This is a genomic window from Citrobacter sp. LST-B2, assembly GCF_057983045.1.
In genome coordinates this window covers 1,247,701-1,266,867 of record NZ_CP192598.1, presented here as the reverse complement: position 1 = coordinate 1,266,867, position 19,167 = coordinate 1,247,701, and the positions used below count along the sequence as shown (strand labels likewise).

Sequence of the window (19,167 nt, the reverse complement as noted above, 5' to 3'; positions counted from 1 at the left end):
AGTCCAACGTGTCAACCTGCGCCGCGGATTTACTCCCCGACGCGCTCAGAAATAGCCTGCGGATTGTACGTGATAAACATCGCGTCCCCGTAGCTAAAAAAGCGATAATGTTGTTCTACCGCAGCCTTGTATGCATTCATCGTGTGCTGATAACCGGCAAATGCCGAGACCAGCATAATCAATGTCGATTCAGGCAGATGGAAGTTAGTCACCAGCGCATCAATCACTTTGTATTGATAACCTGGATAGATGAAAATTTGTGTGTCGCCAAAGAACGGTTCAATGAGCGCGTTCTTCGCCGCCTGCGCCGCGCTCTCCAGAGAACGCACTGAGGTCGTGCCAACCGCAATCACCCGGTTGCCGCGCGTTTTCGCCGCCAGCACCGCGTCCACCACCTCTTGCGGCACTTCCGCATATTCGGAGTGCATGATGTGATCTTCAATGGTGTCCACACGCACCGGCTGGAATGTCCCCGCGCCGACGTGCAGCGTTACAAACGCCATCTCGACACCTTTCTCGCGCAGTTTTTCCAGCAGCGGTTCGTCAAAGTGCAGCCCCGCGGTCGGCGCGGCAACGGCACCGGGCTTTTCGCTGTATACCGTCTGGTAAAGCTCGCGATCGGCTTCTTCATCCGGGCGCTCAATGTACGGCGGCAGCGGCATATGGCCGATGGCGTTCAGGATATCGAGCACCGTGCGCGCGTCATCAAACTCCACCTCGAACAGCGCGTCGTGGCGCGCGGTCATGGTCGCTTTGATGCTCTCATCATCGCCCAGCAGCAGCTCCGCACCCGGTTTCGGCGCCTTAGAAGCGCGAATATGTGCCAGAATACGTTTATCATCGAGCATACGTTCGACCAGCACTTCAATCTTACCGCCGCTGGCTTTACGGCCAAACAGACGCGCCGGGATCACGCGGGTATTATTAAACACCAGCAGATCGCCTGGGTTGAGCTTGTCGAGCAAATCGGTGAACGTGCCGTGCGTCAGCTCGCCCGTTGGCCCATCCAGTGACAGTAAGCGACAGCTGCTGCGCTCAGGCATGGGATAGTGAGCAATCAGGGATTCAGGTAGTTCAAAGGAGAAATCGGCGACGCGCATGACGTATACTCGTGACTTAAAAACAGGCGGCATAGTCTAGTGCTCACACCCTCTTGCTGCAACAACTAGCCGCTTCTGGAAAAATAAAACGCATGAATTTTCTCGCTCATCTGCATCTCGCTCATCTCGCTGACAGCTCTCTTTCCGGCAATTTGCTGGCCGATTTTGTGCGCGGCAACCCCGCAGAGGACTATTGCCCGGAGGTTGTCGACGGTATTTTTATGCATCGCCGCATCGATGTGCTAACCGATAACCTGCCCGAGGTAACGGAGGCCAAAACGTGGTTTCGCCCAGAAACGCGCCGTGTTGCGCCGATCACGCTCGACGTGATGTGGGATCATTTCCTGTCGCGCCACTGGTCACAGCTGTCCCCGGACATGCCGCTACCGGCGTTCGTGCGCTATGCCCATCAGCAGGTGTCGGTTATTCTGCCCGATTCGCCGCCGCGTTTTGTCAATCTGAACAACTATCTGTGGTCGGAAAAGTGGCTGGAGCGTTATCGCGATATGGATTTTATTCAGAATGTGTTGAACGGAATGGCGAGTCGCCGACCGCGTCTGGATGCGCTTCGCGATTCCTGGTATGACCTGGACAACCATTATGATGCCCTGGAAGCGCGCTTCTGGCGGTTTTATCCGCGCATGATGGAACAAGCCAGGCAGAAAACGCTCTGATACCCGTAGTTCAGTCGACCGGATAAAGCAAAGCCGCCTCCAGGCGATTTGCCCGGTGGCGCTTTCGCTTACCGGACCCCCTGAGAATATTGATAGGTAAAAGCTCACTGAACGATTGCCAGTGCCTCTTTGTCTTATTCGCCTTCACCTTCTATACTGGCCCGCGTTGCGTTCCAAAAACCCTTAACTTTGCAGGAGAATAATATGGTACTGGTGACTCGTCAGGCTCCGGATTTCACAGCAGCTGCGGTACTCGGTAGCGGTGAGATTGTTGAGAACTTCAATTTCAAACAGCACACCAACGGCAAAACGACCGTTCTGTTCTTCTGGCCAATGGATTTCACCTTCGTTTGCCCGTCTGAACTGATCGCGTTCGACAAACGTTATGAAGAATTCCAGAAGCGCGGCGTTGAAGTGGTTGGCGTTTCTTTTGACTCTGAATTCGTCCACAACGCATGGCGTAACACCCCTGTCGACAAAGGCGGCATCGGTGCAGTGAAATACGCAATGGTTGCTGACGTTAAGCGTGAAATCCAGAAAGCCTATGGCATCGAACATCCGGAAGCGGGCGTTGCGCTGCGTGGTTCTTTCCTGATCGACGCAAATGGCGTGGTTCGCCACCAGGTGGTTAACGACCTGCCGCTGGGTCGTAACATCGACGAAATGCTGCGTATGGTTGACGCGCTGCAGTTCCACGAAGAGCACGGTGAAGTTTGCCCGGCACAGTGGGAAAAAGGCAAAGAAGGTATGAACGCCTCTCCGGACGGTGTTGCAAAATACCTGACCGAAAACGTCTCCAGCCTGTAATCGGCATGAATTAACGAAAAGGCTCGCCACGGCGAGCCTTTTTTGTTTCTGACCGCCTGACCCTACCATCACGCAACATCTTTTTAACGCATCGCCATACAAATATTGATGTCATCAATGAGTAGGATCGCCCTCGAGCCTGATTTTTGCCAACTCGTTCAAACTTTGTGAAAAAAACGCCCCATTATTTGTGATAAAAATCGCATTTCTTCATTTTAAATTCAGACATTTGACTGCTTATCTTTCCTTTCCATTTCTTCCACGCCAAAAAGGTAAACTCTAACGCATTGATATAAAACAAAATAAAAAATAAAACGTTTGTCGACAAAATAACGCCAACATTCCCCTGATGTGATCGGCTTCAACATTTAAAAATCCATATGTGATCTGTCCCATAATTTTTGTTGCTATATTTGGCCATGATCATGTTCAGGAATATGAACGCATTAAGGATCGGATGATGGACATTATTTTTAACCCTGGACTGATTACGCTTAAGCAGAATATTTCCAGCCCCGAGCAGGCTATCGAACTGGCTGGCTCGTTACTGGTCCGACAAAATATTTGTCGCCCGGAATATGTCAGTGAAATGGTTAAGGTCTACCGGGATTTCGGCTCCGCTATTGTTATCGACTATGGCCTGGCGATGCCCCATGCCCGGCCAGAAAAAGGCGCATTGCTGACCGGATTTTCTTTAGTCACCAGTCAACAACCAATTGCCTTTGGCCATGAGGAATTTGATCCGGTTAACGTCATCATCGCCATTGCAGGCGCGGATGCCGATAGTCATATAAAAATGATCCAGCTGATCGCCTCATTGATTGAGTCCGATATCGTGACCTTTCTTCAGCAGGAAAATGACATTCATTCAGTATTACATTTCATCCAAAAACAAATGGAGTAGTCATTATGTTAGTTATCAGAACGGTTTGTGGTAACGGTATTGGCAGTTCATTAATGGCTGCGAATAATGTCAAAAAAATATGTGATGAATTAGGCATCAAAGCCGACGTTGCTTCCGTTGATTTCGCTAACGCTGTAGGAGAAAAAGCCGATCTTTATGTCACGATTAAAGAGCTGGCAAACCAGTTTCCTGCGCATTGTAACGTCGCCATTATTCGCAGCTACGTGCATAAAGCGAAAATTGCTGAAGATATTACCGAAGCACTTACCAAAATTGCTGCGACTCACTCTTAATCATTATTGAGGGAACGATCATGCAGGCTATTCTTAGTTTCTTATCAGAAATATTTAGCCAACCCGCATTCCTGATGGGGATTATCGCCTTTGTCGGTTTAGTGGCGCTGCGCTCTCCTGGGAATAAATTGCTCACCGGTACCTTAAAACCTATTTTAGGGTATTTAATGTTAAGCGCAGGTGCTGGTGTTATCGTTGCCAACCTGAACCCGCTTGGTGGAATTATCGAAGCCGGATTTAATATTCGCGGCGTAATCCCTAACAACGAGGCCATTGTTTCCGTCGCACAGAAGGTGCTGGGTGTGGAAACCATGAGTATTTTGCTGTTAGGTTTTATTTTTAACCTCATTATTGCTCGCTGTACCAAGTACAAATATATCTTTCTGACCGGCCACCACTCGTTCTTTCTGGCATGCCTGTTTTCGGCGGTTCTCCAGGCCGCGGAATTCCGCGGCTGGATGTTGGTTTTAATTGGCGGATTCTTGCTCGGCTCATGGTCGGCCATTTCTCCGGCAATCGGCCAGCGTTATACCAAACAGGTGACCGAAGACGGCGGTATCGCGATGGGACACTTTGGCTCCCTGGGCTATTACATCTCAGCCTGGATCGCCACCAAAACCGGTAACCCGGCAAACTCATTCGCCGATACTGAAATCTCAGAAAAGTGGGGTTTTCTGCGCGATACCACGGTCACAACCGGGATTGTGATGTTCATTATCTACTTTGTATGCAGCGCCGTCGCTGGCACTGAATATCTCCGTACGATAACGGATCAGAACATGTTGATCTTCTCTATTCTTACCGGTCTGCAGTTTGCGGTTGGCGTCGCCATCGTCTACAACGGCGTGCGGCTGATCCTCGGCGATCTGGTTCCGGCATTCCAGGGGATTAGCCAGAAGCTGATTCCTGACTCGATCCCTGCTGTTGACTGCGCGGTCTTCTTCACCTTCAGCCCAACGGCAGTCGTCGTAGGCTTTATCAGCTCATTTGTTGGCGGTCTGGTCGGTATGCTCATGTTGGGCGGACTGGGTATGGCGCTGATTATTCCGGGCATGGTACCGCACTTCTTCTGTGGCGGGACTTCCGGGGTATTCGCCGACAAGCTTGGCGGTAAACGCGGCTGCATCATCGCCTCCTTTATCGGCGGCATATTCCTTGCTTTCCTGCCTGCCATGCTGCTTCCGGCATTGGGGAACCTGGGCTTTGAAAACAGCACCTTCGCTGACTTTGATTTCGCAGTGTGGGGAATTATTATCGGTAACGCCTTCACCCAGTTTGGTCAGATCACTATCTACCTGATTTGTCTGGCGCTTATCGTCGCGCTGCTGGTGCCATTCTGCTTCCGTTCGGTTCGCGTAGTCGGTGACACGCTCAGCTATGAGGAGCTCACTGCGGATAAGAAAAATGAATAAGCCGTTTCATTTTTCCCTGCGGGAAGGGATGTCTTCCCGCAGCTGACAAAATAATCAGGAGTTGTTATGGCTATCTTGTCCATCGGGTTTTCATGTTTTGATCAGTTTTTCTTTTTGAACGAATGGCCGCAGGAAAATACCAAAAATTTCTGCCATGACTTTATTGAAAGTGGCGGCGGCCCGGCAGCAAATGCGGCGTGGTTACTGGGATTATGGGGCGAAGATGTTTATTACATTGGCCATCTGAACCAGGACCTTTACGGTCAGCGTATTATTGATGAGTTTGCCCAGGCGGGCGTCGATACCAGTCAGGTCGTGTTCTCTGATGAAATGATCACACCGCTGGCATCGGTGCTGGTAAACCGCTTAACGGGGTCGCGGACGATAATTACCCGTAAAATGCAAACGCCACCTTCGCTGACTTATGACCAGAAGCTCAAGCTTGATGATTTGGCTGAACGGTTGATTGCGTCAGACGAGCCCGTAACGCTATTAATTGATGGTCATGAAGCCGAAATCAGTGAATATTTAATTAAGAAATTGCCATCGGCACGGGTGGTCATGGACGGCGGTTCATTACGTGACAGTAATATTAAACTAGCGGCCTGGACCGATTATTTTGTGGTCAGCGAGCATTTTGCCCGTGACTATATGGGATATCGTGCCCTGAGTACCGAAGCGGAAATTAAAGCAGCGCTAATTGAGTTAAATAAAATTTGCCGTGGGGAAGCCTTTATTACCCTCGGGGAAAAAGGCTGCGCGCTATTAAAAAATGGTATGCTGCAAATTGTGCCTGCCTGGCTGTGCAATGCCGTTGATACCACTGGCGCAGGAGATGTATTCCACGGTGCCTTTACTTACGGCGTTCATTATTCATGGCATATTGATAATATCATTTTATTTGCCAGCCTGACTGCCGCCATTTCCATAGAGAAAAAAGGCGTCCGCGAATCTATGCCGGACCTTGCCGTTGTCCACAACTCGTTAAATAGCTACGAAAGAAACTTAAAGCAATATTTTGGCGAGTAATTGCTTTTAATGAATATCAAGAGGTGATTATGTTAGTTTCTATGAAGGACATGCTTCAGCATGCCCTACGGGACGGTTATGCCGTAGGACAATTCAATATTAATAATCTGGAATGGGTCGGTGCGGTATTAAGCACCGGACAACAGCTACGCTCTCCGGTTATTTTAGGCGTTTCCGGCGGTACAGTTAAACATATGCTGGGATTAAAATGTATTCATGACATCGTGGTGAATGCGATGGATTATTTAAACATTGATATTCCGGTCGCACTGCACCTGGATCATGGGACCACCCGTGAAGCCTGCGAAGCGGCTATCGACGCCGGATTCAGTTCTATTATGTTTGATGGTTCGCACCTGCCGTTTAACGAGAACCTGGCCATTACCCGTCATCTGGTTGAACTGGCCCACAGCAAAGGCATTTCGGTTGAGGCTGAGCTGGGCACCATCGCTGGCAGTGAAGATGGTATTGTCAATTCCGAGGTTATCTACGCCGACCCACAGGAGTGCTATACCCTGGTCAAAGAAACCCAGGTCGATTGCCTGGCGGCAGCGCTGGGTTCAACCCATGGACTGTATAAAGGCAAAGCTAAACTAGGGTTTACGGAGATGAAAACCATTTCCGAGTTGGTGAAAGTCCCCCTGGTATTGCACGGCGGCACCGGTATTGCAGACGATGACATGCGTAAAGCCATTGCCTGCGGGACGGCAAAAATTAACGTCAATACCGAAAACATGTACGCCTGGTGCCAGGAAGTGAAAGCGATATTTGCTGCCGATACCGGTCACGACGTCAATGACCCGCGGAAAGTGATCAATCAGGGGCTAAAACCAGTACGCGAGATGATTGCGCGGCGCATCGAACTGTTTGGCTCGCAAAACCGCTATTAGAAACGTTTGGCCTCATCGTGTGATGCCATCTCAGGGAAAACCCGCCGCCGGTCAACGCCGGGGCGGGCGATATCGTGCTGACGGCGAGCCTTTTTATCGCTTACTGCGTCCCATCCTTTTTGACTTCCCGCCAGATACGCCAGGCCATTAACGCCAGAATGCCAACACCCAGTATCAGCGCCACCCACACCAGCACCGTTTTCCACTGGCTTTGTTGCTCGGCAGCCGATGTTGCCGTCAGTCGCGCCTCGCCGCCGAGGGCGACCTCATTCTGCGGCGTGGCTCGTGGCAGAGCGTCTATCTCCTGCGTTTTACGCAGCGACACTGGAATCAACAGATCAAGACCGATATCCGCTTTTTGCGCCGCCCGGTTGCCCCAGGCCAGCATGTAAGGCCCTTTTCCCTGAGTATTAAACACCAGTTGATAGCTGTCGCGCGCGCCGCTCAGCGCAGGCAGTCTCTCCGGCAAGCGAGCGTTAATGGTCGTCATCCGAACGGCGTCAACCAGCCCACCGGAAAGACGAATATCCTCCGAACGCTTGCCGTTCAGGCGATAAAGCACGGTTTTAGTCAGTGGCTGCCAGGGCGCTTTTTCTGCGCTACGCCACGCCAGATCTACCGGTAAAACGCCTTCATCATCCAGAACGATGCTGAGCGAAGTCAGAGGCTGCGGCTGTGTCCAGCGCCAGATCGCTTCGTCATTGGACACCTTTTCCTCTTGCGCGCCGATCTCGATTCGTGCGGGTTCCGGCGCGCTGTTTTCGGCAATGGCGGTGACGCTGTTTAACGTCAGCGCCGGGCTTTGCGAATCGAGGATCACCAGCAGATAACGATTCCCATCGGCAGAAAGTCTCAGACTGGCGCTGATGGTATCCATTTTCAGCCGATCGTTATCACGCGTCAGCGCCAGCAGCGGCGCCTCTTCCTGTACGGACCGCCAGTAGCGTAAATCACGACTGGCATAGACCGACGCTTTCCCCTGCCAGTTGCCCGTCGGGGTCTCCCAGTTCAGACGCAGTTGCTCCAGGAAAAAGTCGTCTTTCATCTCCTCCGGCAGCATCAGTAAATAGCTCTGTCCAACCGTTTTAACGTCATCACTTTCCAGATGAATTTCAATGCCGGTCTTCGAGCGTAAGACAAAAGATTCCCCGCTACGTCTCCCCTCCTCACGGGGCGGGACGGGCGACATATCCAGCGGGAAGAGTCTCAGCGTGACCGTTTGCGGTGTAACGGGTTGGGTTTTCTGCGCCACCAGCGTAAACGGCACCGTCTCCCCCGCATGATTAAAAACGCGGACATCGCGCAAATCTTGCCAGGCGGTCCCCAGGTACACCGCCTGCGGGAGCGACACGCGATACCACGGCGATGTGCCGAGCGTTTCCAGCATAACGCCCGTCGCGTAATCCCTCGGTGACTCCTTCACGTCATCACTGCCGATGGCGGTGCCTGCCACGCCCAGTAGCACACTACATAATACCGCTTTCATCCATTTCATTTTTCTTCTCCAGCTTTGGGCGGTAACGGTGAAAAATACCCGACAATGAGCACCAGTATAGCCACACCGATAAACGCAACCGCACGCGCCAGGCCGCCGCCACGCGCGCTGTCCACCAACATCAGTTTCACAATCACAATCCCTAACAATGCCGCCCCGCACAGCCATTCCCGGCGTGAACGATAGCGAGTCGCGCGCAGCATCACCACCAGCGCCACCAGCATCCAGAACAGCGCAAAACAGGTCTGAATCAGCCGCGAATGCCACAGCGCTTCCATGTTCCACGCCACGTCGCCATACCAGGCCAACGCGCGCAACAGCATACCGTTCAGCCACCAGAAGCCAAGTGCGGCCAGGGCAACCACTGGCCACGGACGACATACCGACACCTGCACCGGGAAAAAGCGCAGGCAGGCGCGATAAAACACGATCAATCCCAGTAATGCAAAAGCCGCCCCTTCTTCCAGCGGATTGAGCAGCGGTAGCCAGGTCTGACGGTAGACTACGCCGTCCTGCAAATTGGTCAGCACTAACAGCCCGACCAATGCCGCCGCGACGGGAATCAGCGCCTGACAGGCATACAGCGCGGGCCAGACCCGGAACGGCCAGAACTGACGACGAACGGCCATTGCGACGAGGAAAATCAGCGCACCGCCTGCCGCCATTGCCACACCGCTGCCCCAGGCCGCCATGCCCCACGGCAGGTCGCGGGCAAACCAGAACAGTTCCGCCGCCAGCGCCAACAGAATCATCCAGAAGAATGAGAGATGCGCCAGCCTGGAAAGACGCGGCGGCAACGCCTCAGCATCACGCCAGAGCAACGCCACCGCCGCCGGCAATGCCAGACACCAGGCCAGATTCTGCCAGCCTGCGGCAAAAATCTGCTGCTGAGAAATCTGAAACAGCAGCGCCACCAGCATCATCGGCCATAGCAACCATTTGCAGGCATCCAGCGCCTGCCACGTCAGGCGTGCGGCGGCAAATCGCCAGCCCCAGACCGACACGGCCATCAGCGCCAGCACGCCCGCCATCACCTGCGAATCGGAGGTCAACTGCCACTGCGCCGCGCCCGCGAGCGCCACAATCCAGAATATCACCCCGCCCGCCAGCAGTCCCATGCTGCCGCGCAGATGAATCTTGCGCCACAGCCACGCCCCTGCCAGCCAGCAAACGCTAAGGACGGCAAAGATCAGCATCAGCGAAAGCGCAGTGGTGCCGTTCGCCTGCGCCCACAGCGCGCTGCCGAGCGCCAGCACCAGCAGTGCGGTACCGCTGTAACTCATGCGTCGCTGCTGCTGTTGTACTCCCAGCCACAGGATCCCCACCCCTTCCAGCGCCCAGGCCATGGCCGTCCACTGCGCCGACAGCGCCAGCGGTATCGCAAGAGTGGTAAACGCGCCGCCCAGCGCCAGTGCCGCCAGCACCAGCGGTCGGCCCAACGACGGGTAGCGACGTAATGCCAGCCAGGCCAGCACCAGATAAAAACCGCCGTAGCCCAACGCGCTGAGCGCCGGACCATATTCCCAGTGGCGGATAATGGCGTACTGCATGCCAAAACCGATCAGCGGCGGCGCAAACAACAAAACGCCATCAATAATCTGCTTGCCCTTCGTCTGCGCTCGCAGCGACAGCGCCACGCTCAGCACGCCAAAAAGCAGAATGTTGGCTATCAGGAACAATTGGCAGTTCAGGTAATACGCTGGCTGATAGTCATCAAGCCCCCAGAGGCCGCCAACGCCAAAGGTAAAAAGCAGCCCGAGCAGATTAAGCTCGCGCCAGTGTTGCCAGGCGCTGATCGCCAGAATGCCGACAGAAAGCAGCAAATAGAAAGAGAACAGCGCGACATAGTTACCGCTTCCCGTCGAAAGCAGCAGTGGGGCAAGATAGCCACCGAGGCTTGCCAGCATCGCCAGACTGAGCGCTTTTTGCAGAATCGCCAGTCCTACGCTCGCCGCACAGATAACCACCAGCAGCACAAAGGCCAGCGTCATCGGCAGCATTTGCCAGAGGCGAAACGCGCCAAAGACGGTAAGATAGAGCGCACCTGTCGCGCCACCCTGCAAAATGAGGGCATAGATCGGCTGTTTATGCCGCAGACGCCAGCCTATCGCCAGCAGGACAATCGCAAACAGCGCCGCCGCAACCAGACGCAGTTCAAGCGGGAACAGGGAGTGCTCGACCGTATAGCGCAACAGGAAAGAGAGACCGAGGAAGAGAAGCAGGATCCCCAGCTTAGCCAGCGGATTGCCCTGCATAAACCAGCGCACCAGCGATGACATCACACCGCCAAAGGCGGAGGGTTGCGCGGCGGCAACAGGGACGTCTCTTTCGACGATTTTCTCGGCGCTTGCTGTGTTCTGCGGCGTATGCGAGCGCCAGGGGTTGACGTGAGCCGGTTTGGGTTCAGGTTCAGGTGCCGCCACCGGAAACGGAGCTGGGTCGCTCTCCATAACCGTCTCCGCAGGCTGAACCGGTGCCGCTGCCGTCGGTGTCATCGCAGGGGCAACAACGCCACGTTGTTCAAGCTCCTCCACCCGACGGCGTAAGCGGGCAAGCTCATCACGCGTCGTTGAACTTCGGCTGATGGCGACAATCGCCAGAACAGGCACCACGACCAGTGCGAAGAACAGAATGATGCAGCCGAGGATTAAAAGGTCGTCCATGTATTCACCTTCACTGTACGGGATCGACTAAGATTGACACAAATTGTTGCATTCGCGCTATCTCTGAAGGTGAAAATGCCGGATATGCCGTTAACGACACATCCGGCTGGCGCGTTAAAATGCGAAGCACGAACAGCCGAGCGCGCCCCAGAAGGCCCGATCGTCAGACACCGGGATCCCCGACTGGCGGGCAATATCATGCTGGTGACCGTGTACGCCGCAGCTCCCGCAGCACTGGTGAATCTGCACCACGGCGCCTGCTTTCGCGGCGGCTGGCGGCGCCGCGCGATAGTGCCCCGGCACGTTCACCACCGGAGACCAGTCCGGGACGACCGGGATCGCTGGCGGCGCGAGCGGAGTAAACTGTCCGGCGGCATACACCACTTTGCCATCGACAATCGTCATCACCGACTCAATACCTTTGATCTCCTCTTCCGTGACGCTGAAGTAGTCTTTTGACAGCACTACCAGGTCGGCCAGTTGATCTTTGACAATGCGCCCTTTTTTGCCTTGCTCGCTGGAAAACCACGCGCTCCCTGCCGTCCACAGTTCCAGCGCCACGTCGCGCGGTAAACGGTTGTTGTCGTCATACATCGCCGTACCGCCGACCGTGCGTCCGGAAACCAGCCAGTACAGCGCCGTCCATGGGTTATAGCTGGCGACGCGGGTGGCATCCGTTCCGAGCCCCACCGGCACCTCGGCGGCCAGCATTTTCGCCACTGGCGGCGTCTGTTTCACCGCTTCTTTCCCGTAGCGGTCGATAAAGTATTCGCCCTGGAAGGCCATACGATGCTGTACCGCAATGCCGCCGCCCAGCGCTTTCACGCGATCGATATTGCGCTCGCTGATGGTCTCGGCGTGGTCGAAGAACCAGTGCAGGCCATTGAACGGAATATCACGGTTCACTTTCTCGAACACATCCAGCATCCGGCTGATCGATTCATCGTAAGTGGCATGCAGACGGAACGGCCAGCGGTGCTCCACCAGGTGGCGCACCACGCGCTCCAGTTCATCCTCCATGCCTTGCGGTAAATCCGGGCGCGGTTGCAGGAAGTCTTCGAAATCCGCTGCGGAGAAGACCAGCATCTCCCCGGCTCCGTTCGCACGGTAGAAATCGGTCCCCTGGCCCGGCTTGAGCATATCGGTCCAGCGCTCAAAGTCTTCCAGTTCCTGCTTCGGTCGCTGCGTAAACAGGTTATAGGCAATGCGCACCGTCATCTGATTGTTGGCATGCAGTTGCTCGATGATCTCGTAATCTTCCGGGTAGTTCTGAAAACCGCCACCAGCGTCGATGGCGCTGGTCAGTCCGAGACGGTTCAGTTCACGCATAAACTGGCGGGTGGAGTTCACCTGCATCTCCAGCGGCAGTTTTGGCCCTTTCGCCAACGTCGAGTAAAGGATCATGGCGTTAGGTTTGGCGATAAGCATCCCGGTAGGGTTACCGTTACCATCACGGACGATCTCGCCGCCTGCCGGATCGGGTGTCGCTTTGGTGTATCCCACGGCTTTCAGCGCCGCGCGGTTTAACAGTGCACGATCGTACAGATGCAGCACGAAAACGGGAGTATCCGGCGCGGCGTCGTTAAGCTCTTCCAGCGTCGGCATCCGGCGTTCGGCAAACTGAAATTCACTCCAGCCGCCCACCACGCGAACCCACTGTGGCGAAGGCGTTCGGTCGGCCTGTTCTTTCAGCATACGCAGCGCATCGGCCAGCGAGGGTACTCCTTCCCAGCGCAGCTCCAGATTGTAATTCAGCCCACCGCGGATCAGATGCAGGTGGGAATCATTAAGCCCCGGAATCACAGTGTGACCTTTCAGATCAACCACCTGTGTACCGTCTGCGGCAAAACGCATCACCTGGTCGTGCGTTCCCGTGGCGAGAATTTTTCCGTCCTTGATCGCCACGGCTTCCGCCTGCGGGCTATGGCTATCGAGGGTATGTATTTTTCCGTGGGTCAGAATCAATGAGGCAGTTTGAGACATAACGTTCTCCTGATAAGCCGATCAGGCTTTTTTTAGCCAGCCGGCAAACAGACGGGTTACGATGGGCATCCACAACCAGACCACCAGCGCAACCACACAGGCATCGTTAATCAGATGCAGTAACAGCGTTCCCTTCAGCGACGGCAATAGCATGCCGGTCAGCCACGGCACCAGATTAGTGCTGGGAAAAATAACCAGCAAAGTAATCAGGAATTGCTTCCAGCGCAGCGGTTGACGGACGTGTGGCGCGGGGGGCGTAAACCAGAATGCCGCTTCGGTGTGGATCTCGGTTTTATCGCCTTCCGCCAACAGCGGAGCGATCTCTTCGACCAGGAGCCGTCGCGTATCTGATTGCGTCCAGTTATAGAGATGCTCGAGCGTGTCGAAACGAATGATGATGCTCCACAGATTGTGCCCGTCCGTCGGGCGAATGACGTTCGCGCCAAGGTGTCCGGGAAACTCCGCCGCAACCGGCATAATTTTCCCCAGCCATTGTTCATATCGCGCCGCCTGATTGGGCTGCAAAGTATGCGTAATCACCAGCGTCACAGGTTTATTCTGCGCCATGTCGGGTTCCTTGCTGAAGGTTAATGGCGGGTTACCCCGCCATCAGACTGCTGACAAAGAAGGAAAAAGGTGGTTTTCCCTTCTTTGTGGTTATCAGCCGAGAATCAATGAATTGATTTTCCTGGTTTTTAATTCAGAATCAGGCCTTACGTTCCGGTGCGCCATGCACCATCGTGTAGGCATAATCCACGCCCATGCCGTAAGCGCCGCTGTGTTCACGAACCAGATCCATCACCGCGTCATAGGTCTCTTTGCGCGACCAGTCACGCTGGTACTCCAGCAGAACCTGCTGCCAGGTCACCGGTACGGCACCGGCCTGCACCATGCGATCAATCGCGCGCTCATGCGCATCAACAGAGGTACCGCCGGAGGTATCCGTCACCACATACACTTCGTAACCGGCTTCCAGCGCCATCAGTGCCGGGAAGGTCAGGCACACTTCAGTCCATAGCGCAGAGATAATCAGCTTTTTACGCCCGGTCGCCGCCACGGCTTTCACAAAGGCCGCGTCTTCCCAGGAGTTCATGGAAGTACGTTCGATAGGTTTCACATCCGGATGCACCGCCAGTAACTCAGGCCAGATGTAACCACTAAAACTTTTTGTTTCGACTGAAGTATAAATGACCGGCACATTAAATATTTTGCCTGCTTTCGCCAGTGCGACGGTATTATTTTTCAGCGTCTGGCGATCAATATTCGCAACCCCAAATGCCATTTGCGGCTGATGGTCAATAAAAATGAGCGTCGAGTTAGAGGGATTAATCAGTTCCCGAATAGACATAATATACTTCCTTAATCAATGAGTTAGAAATTGACGTCTGGTATCCGCCGTCAGCCATCAAATCCTGAATCAGAAAGCCTGTTTAGTATAGTTGGAAATTTCTAACGACTTATTAAAGAAAACTTACCAGCGTATGAAATAAGCCTTTTCCGGCGATATAGTCTGGCACCTTCAAAAAAATGCGGATCTTCCGTCTAATTTATTCACTGGTTTTGTTTATCGCTATTCGGTACAACAGTGAGGTTTACTTTCAGGGATATATTCAGCCTATGCGCATTAATCTGGACGTTCTGCTTATCCTGGACGCTATCGACAAATACGGTACTTTTGCCGCCGCTGCCGAATCGTTGTTTAAGACGCCCGCGGCGCTCAGCTATATGATTCAGAAGCTGGAAAAAGACCTGAACATCGAGCTGCTTGACCGCTCCGGGCATCGGGCCAAATTCACCGACACCGGACTGATGATGCTGGAAAAGGGGCGTTTGCTGCTCAGTGCGGCAAAAGATCTGGAAAAGCAGGCGCTGCAACTGAGCTCCGGTTGGGAAAAAGAGCTGGTCATTGCGCTGGATGTTTCCTTCCCCTTTGAGGTGGTGTTACCTCTCATCGACGCCTTCCACGCGCTGAACAAACAAACGCTGCTTAAATTTTCGTATCACACGCTGGCAGGGTCATGGGAAGAGCTCACGCATAATGGCGCGGATATCATTCTTGGCGCGATTAACGAACCACCGACCTCTGCCGCGTGGTCCTACAAAATGTTAGGTACTCTGGATAATGTTTTTGTGGTGGCGCCCAATCATCCGCTGGCCGCACTCTCTGACAGACTGACGAATGAACAACTCTGCCTGCACCGCGCCATTGTCATCAGCGACAGCGCGCGTTTTTGCCATCCGCTGCAAACCAACCTGATGGAAGAACAACCGCAAATCCATGTTGACGATTTTCACAGTAAAGTGGCGCTGCTGCGCGCCGGGATGGGCTGCGGTTTTCTCCCGAGGCATATCGCCAGCCCGTGGCTTGCCACGGGCGAACTGGTCGAAAAAAGCGTCATCTCTTTTCGCGAAAAAGATGTCGCCTATATGGCATGGCGCGATGGTAGCCACGGGCTGGCGCAGCAGTGGTGGCGGGAAACGCTGCTTGCCAGCCGCGACATCGCGCAGTTGTATCAGTGATTCAGCCAGAGGGTGGCGGAAATCGTCGGCAGCGACAGGACGTCCTCAACCAGCTGCCCTTTTCCTTCTTTACAACGCCATTCTGTTACGTTCAGCAGCGGTGACGCCGGGAGCACCACCTCACACGCCTCTCCGCGGTTAATGGCTACCAGCACACGCTGCTGCTGGTAGACGCGCAAAAATACCACTACGTTGTCTTCCGCATAAACCACCTGGCACCCACCGTAGCGTAACGCCGGGATACTATGCCTCAGTTTCGCCATCCGCTGGTACAGGGCAAGCAATGTGACATCCTGTTTTTCCGCCTGCCAGGGAAACGTCTTGCGGCAGAACGGATCGTTATCGCCATCCAGTCCCACCTCATCGCCATAATAGATACAGGGCACGCCGGGCCAGCTAAACAGCCAGACTACCGCCAGCGGCAGGCGGGCGACATCGTTGCCCAGTAGCGACTTGAAACGGGCGGTATCATGACTGTCGAGCTGGTTGAACATCCTCAGTTGCTGCTGATGAGAGAGCCCGGCGCGATAGTTTTCCATCCACGCCATGCAGGTCTGCGCGTCAATCTGCTGAGGATCGTAAGAGATATCGGTATTGGCAAGAAACCCCCACAGCGGAAAGGTGAAGCCACGATAGTTCATCGCAGCATCTTCTGCATCCGCCTGCAGCCACTGTCGCGCGTCACCAAAGTGTTCGCCAAAGACGTAGGCTTCTGGCTGCGTTTCCTTCGCCGCCTGAACGATCCCGGCGACATGCTTAAGGTTGTTACGCGCTCCGCCCGCTTCACCCAGCATATGCACGACATCGAGCCGCCAGCCGTCCATGTTCCACGGCGCTTTCAGCCAGTGACGAACGATGCTGTCTTCGCCGCGATATATTTCGTTGACCAGACTTTCGGACTGATAATCCAGCTTCGGCAGACTGGCGTATCCCAGCCAGTCCAGCGCAACGCCGTCTGGCGAAAAGCTGTACCAGTCACGCCAGGGCGATTCTGGGTTATGGCACGCGCCGCCGGAGCCGCGCTGATGACGATCGAACCATGTATGAGAGTCGCCGCTGTGGTTAAACACGCCGTCCAGCACCAGCCGCATTCCCTGCTGCTGCGTTTTCTGCCGCAGACGCATTAACGCCTGATCGCCGCCAAACTGCGGATCAACATGACGATAATCTTCGGTGTCGTACTTATGCACGCTCGGCGCAGTAAACACAGGGTTCAGGTACAGCGCGGTGACGCCCAGTTTTTTCAGGTACGGCAGCTTTTCGCTGATACCGTCGAGGTCGCCGCCATAAAACGTGGAGCCGCCAGCCTGCGCAGTCACCGGTTCATCCCAGTCACGTAGCACAATCTCCTGCCCGGCGGCGTGATGGTAATAAACCTTATCCTGCTCTGCGTCGCGTGACGAACTGCGGGCAAAACGGTCAGGAAAGATTTGGTAGAAAACCTGATCGGCCACCCACTGCGGCCCGCTGTCCGGTGCATCTACGGCAAATTGCTCCAGACGAGCAGGCGGAAAACGGCTGAACCCAAGCGGTGTAAACCACAACTGGCGATCGATCCAGAGCAGTTTGAAGCTGTAGCGCCGACGCGGCTGCCCGCTGCGAAGATCAATCGCCGCACGCCAGGCGGTCACGCCCGGGAACGGCTGCGTGCGTAATTTATGCATCGCCAGCGCAATTTCTTCGTTGTCATTCTCCGCACGCAGCGTGACGCGCTGCGGCAGGTTCTCCCCCGTCAGCCAGAGCGTAATGGCCAGTTGGTCTTTGTTTTGCTTAACAAATGGGGCAACCGGTAGGTGCCAGGCGTTCAACATCACGTATCCCCTTTGATGAAAATGAGCACACCTTGCCATAGCGATTTACAGGATAACTCATCATCTGAAGGTTTATTGGGGGAGGAGTTCGGGGGAGGAGAAATGACCGGATGGCATTCACGCCACCCGGTACAATCTTACTGCGCTTGCGCCATCTGGCGATCGTGGCGACGCTTGAACATCCAGCCAATCATCAGCAGAACAATCCAGCCACAGCCCACGTACAGCGAGATGCGGGTGTCGGGATGATAACCAATCAGTCCGATGATAAAGACGAGGAAAATCAGGCCTACAATGGTTGTTGCCACGCCGCCCGGCACTTTAAACTTCAGCGCTTTCACCTCTTCCGGCGGCAGACGACGACGGAACGCGATTTGCGACAGCAGGATCATAATCCACACCCAGACCGTCGCGAAGGTCGCCAGCGACGCAATCACCAGGAAAACATTCTCCGGCATGATGTAGTTCAGATACACCGCAAACAGCAGAGCGATAGTCATCACCATCACCGTGACCCACGGGATCCCCCGACGCGAGGTTTTGGCGAACACTTTTGGCGCACTGCCCTGCTCCGCCATCCCGTGCAGCATACGACCAACGCCAAAGACGTCAGAGTTGATCGCCGACAGTGACGCCGTCAGCACCACAAAGTTAAGAATGCTGGCGGCAAAGGTAATACCGAGATGCTGGAAGGTCAGCACAAACGGGCTGCCATCGGTTCCCACCTGGTTCCACGGGTAGATAGACATAATGACAAACAGCGTCCCCACGTAGAACACCAGAATACGCATCGGCACCGAGTTAATCGCGCGCGGAATGGATTTCTCCGGGTCTTTCGCTTCGCCGGCAGTGATACCGATAATTTCAATACCGCCGTAGGCAAACATCACCATCTGCAACGACATCACCATCCCCAGCCAGCCGTTGCTGAAGAAGCCACCGTTGGTCCACAGGTTATGGATCCCGGTCGGTTGTCCACCGTTGCCAATCCCCCAGATGATGATACCGAAACCAGCCACGATCATGATGATGATGGTGGCGACTTTAAAGAAGGAGAACCAGAATTCCAGTTCACCAAACACTTTCACGCTCATCAGGTTGATGGCACAGATGATCAGCACCACGCTGAGCACCCAGATCCAGTGCGGCACCGTCGGAAACCAGACGCCCATATAAATGCCGAACGCGGTCACGTCGGCAATGGCGACAATCAGGATTTCAAAACAGTAGGTCCAGCCGGTAATGTAACCGGCGAGCGGGCCGAGGTTTTCCTGCGCATAGCGCGAAAAGGAGCTGGCAGAAGGGTTGTGTACCGACATTTCACCCAACGCACGCATAATGATATAGGCCGCCACCCCGCCAATAATGTAGGCCAGCAGCACGCTTGGCCCGGCCATTTTAATGGCATCCGCAGAGCCATAAAACAGCCCAGTGCCAATGGCTGAGCCCAGGGCCATAAAGCGAATGTGTCGGGTGCTTAGCCCACGCTTCAGCTTGTTATTACTTTCCATCGATTCCTAACCCATCAACACAATAAAAAACCACGGGGCCAGTAATAGCCCCGTGGTTAAAACACTTTTCCGCAA

At 54.5% G+C, this 19,167-nt stretch carries 16 protein-coding genes; 8 read left to right on the top strand and 8 right to left on the bottom strand.

Annotated elements, in window-relative coordinates; genetic code table 11:
* Positions 1 to 29: 29 nt before the first annotated feature.
* Positions 30 to 1,100 carry a tRNA preQ1(34) S-adenosylmethionine ribosyltransferase-isomerase QueA gene (queA, locus tag ACQ0PY_RS05970; protein WP_044258985.1) on the bottom strand — a complete coding sequence of 357 codons (1,071 nt, stop codon included), beginning with the start codon at positions 1,098 to 1,100 and terminating at the stop codon, positions 30 to 32.
* A 92-nt stretch (positions 1,101 to 1,192) separates the two neighbouring features.
* On the opposite strand from queA, the gene acpH reads away from it, so the two are divergent.
* From acpH to fba, 7 genes are all read left to right on the top strand, one after another.
* Positions 1,193 to 1,774, top strand: coding sequence for an ACP phosphodiesterase (gene acpH, locus ACQ0PY_RS05965; RefSeq protein WP_043001607.1), 582 nt, complete (start codon positions 1,193 to 1,195; stop codon positions 1,772 to 1,774).
* Positions 1,775 to 1,978: 204 nt separating this feature from the next.
* On the top strand, positions 1,979 to 2,581 hold the full coding sequence (locus tag ACQ0PY_RS05960) for a peroxiredoxin (protein ID WP_043001608.1): 603 nt from the start codon (positions 1,979 to 1,981) through the stop codon (positions 2,579 to 2,581).
* Between the two features lie 460 nt (positions 2,582 to 3,041).
* On the top strand, positions 3,042 to 3,485 hold the full coding sequence (locus tag ACQ0PY_RS05955; RefSeq protein ID WP_044268241.1) for a PTS sugar transporter subunit IIA: 444 nt from the start codon (positions 3,042 to 3,044) through the stop codon (positions 3,483 to 3,485).
* Between the two features lie 5 nt (positions 3,486 to 3,490).
* The gene (locus ACQ0PY_RS05950) at positions 3,491 to 3,778 is read left to right on the top strand and encodes a PTS sugar transporter subunit IIB (RefSeq protein ID WP_004099415.1); all 288 of its coding nucleotides are present in this window, start codon (positions 3,491 to 3,493) and stop codon (positions 3,776 to 3,778) included.
* 20 nt (positions 3,779 to 3,798) lie between these two features.
* Complete coding sequence (gene ulaA, locus ACQ0PY_RS05945) at positions 3,799 to 5,190, top strand: PTS ascorbate transporter subunit IIC (RefSeq protein WP_044258993.1); 1,392 nt, start codon at positions 3,799 to 3,801, stop codon at positions 5,188 to 5,190.
* A gap of 66 nt (positions 5,191 to 5,256) precedes the next feature.
* Positions 5,257 to 6,219 carry a carbohydrate kinase family protein gene (locus tag ACQ0PY_RS05940; protein ID WP_043001610.1) on the top strand — a complete coding sequence of 321 codons (963 nt, stop codon included), beginning with the start codon at positions 5,257 to 5,259 and terminating at the stop codon, positions 6,217 to 6,219.
* Between the two features lie 29 nt (positions 6,220 to 6,248).
* Positions 6,249 to 7,109, top strand: coding sequence for a class II fructose-1,6-bisphosphate aldolase (gene fba, locus ACQ0PY_RS05935; protein ID WP_043001611.1), 861 nt, complete (start codon positions 6,249 to 6,251; stop codon positions 7,107 to 7,109).
* Positions 7,110 to 7,209: 100 nt separating this feature from the next.
* Here the strand turns inward: fba and ACQ0PY_RS05930 are convergent, their stop codons facing one another.
* From ACQ0PY_RS05930 to ACQ0PY_RS05910, 5 genes are all read right to left on the bottom strand, one after another.
* A complete protein-coding gene (locus ACQ0PY_RS05930; RefSeq protein ID WP_109739940.1) occupies positions 7,210 to 8,604 on the bottom strand; it encodes a DUF3999 domain-containing protein in 1,395 nt (464 codons plus the stop codon).
* Positions 8,601 to 11,267 (bottom strand): DUF2339 domain-containing protein, encoded by a 2,667-nt coding sequence (locus ACQ0PY_RS05925; protein WP_109739939.1) that lies wholly within the window; start codon positions 11,265 to 11,267, stop codon positions 8,601 to 8,603. The genes ACQ0PY_RS05930 and ACQ0PY_RS05925 overlap by 4 nt, the downstream gene beginning before the upstream one ends.
* Before the next feature lie 114 nt (positions 11,268 to 11,381).
* Positions 11,382 to 13,250: an amidohydrolase gene (locus ACQ0PY_RS05920; RefSeq protein ID WP_044328604.1), complete on the bottom strand. Its 1,869-nt coding sequence runs from the start codon at positions 13,248 to 13,250 to the stop codon at positions 11,382 to 11,384.
* Positions 13,251 to 13,271: 21 nt separating this feature from the next.
* The gene (locus tag ACQ0PY_RS05915; protein ID WP_043001615.1) at positions 13,272 to 13,817 is read right to left on the bottom strand and encodes an antibiotic biosynthesis monooxygenase; all 546 of its coding nucleotides are present in this window, start codon (positions 13,815 to 13,817) and stop codon (positions 13,272 to 13,274) included.
* 139 nt (positions 13,818 to 13,956) lie between these two features.
* Entirely contained in the window at positions 13,957 to 14,598 is a 642-nt protein-coding gene (locus ACQ0PY_RS05910; RefSeq protein ID WP_043001616.1) for a hydrolase, read from the bottom strand.
* 269 nt (positions 14,599 to 14,867) lie between these two features.
* Here ACQ0PY_RS05910 and ACQ0PY_RS05905 point away from each other — a divergent pair, with 269 nt between their 5' ends.
* A complete protein-coding gene (locus ACQ0PY_RS05905) occupies positions 14,868 to 15,770 on the top strand; it encodes a LysR family transcriptional regulator (RefSeq protein ID WP_044259007.1) in 903 nt (300 codons plus the stop codon).
* Here the strand turns inward: ACQ0PY_RS05905 and malZ are convergent.
* Both malZ and proY read right to left on the bottom strand, forming a co-directional pair.
* On the bottom strand, positions 15,764 to 17,581 hold the full coding sequence (malZ, locus tag ACQ0PY_RS05900) for a maltodextrin glucosidase (RefSeq protein WP_109739938.1): 1,818 nt from the start codon (positions 17,579 to 17,581) through the stop codon (positions 15,764 to 15,766). The genes ACQ0PY_RS05905 and malZ overlap by 7 nt on opposite strands.
* Before the next feature lie 137 nt (positions 17,582 to 17,718).
* A complete protein-coding gene (proY, locus tag ACQ0PY_RS05895; protein WP_043001619.1) occupies positions 17,719 to 19,092 on the bottom strand; it encodes a proline-specific permease ProY in 1,374 nt (457 codons plus the stop codon).
* Positions 19,093 to 19,167 lie beyond the last annotated feature (75 nt).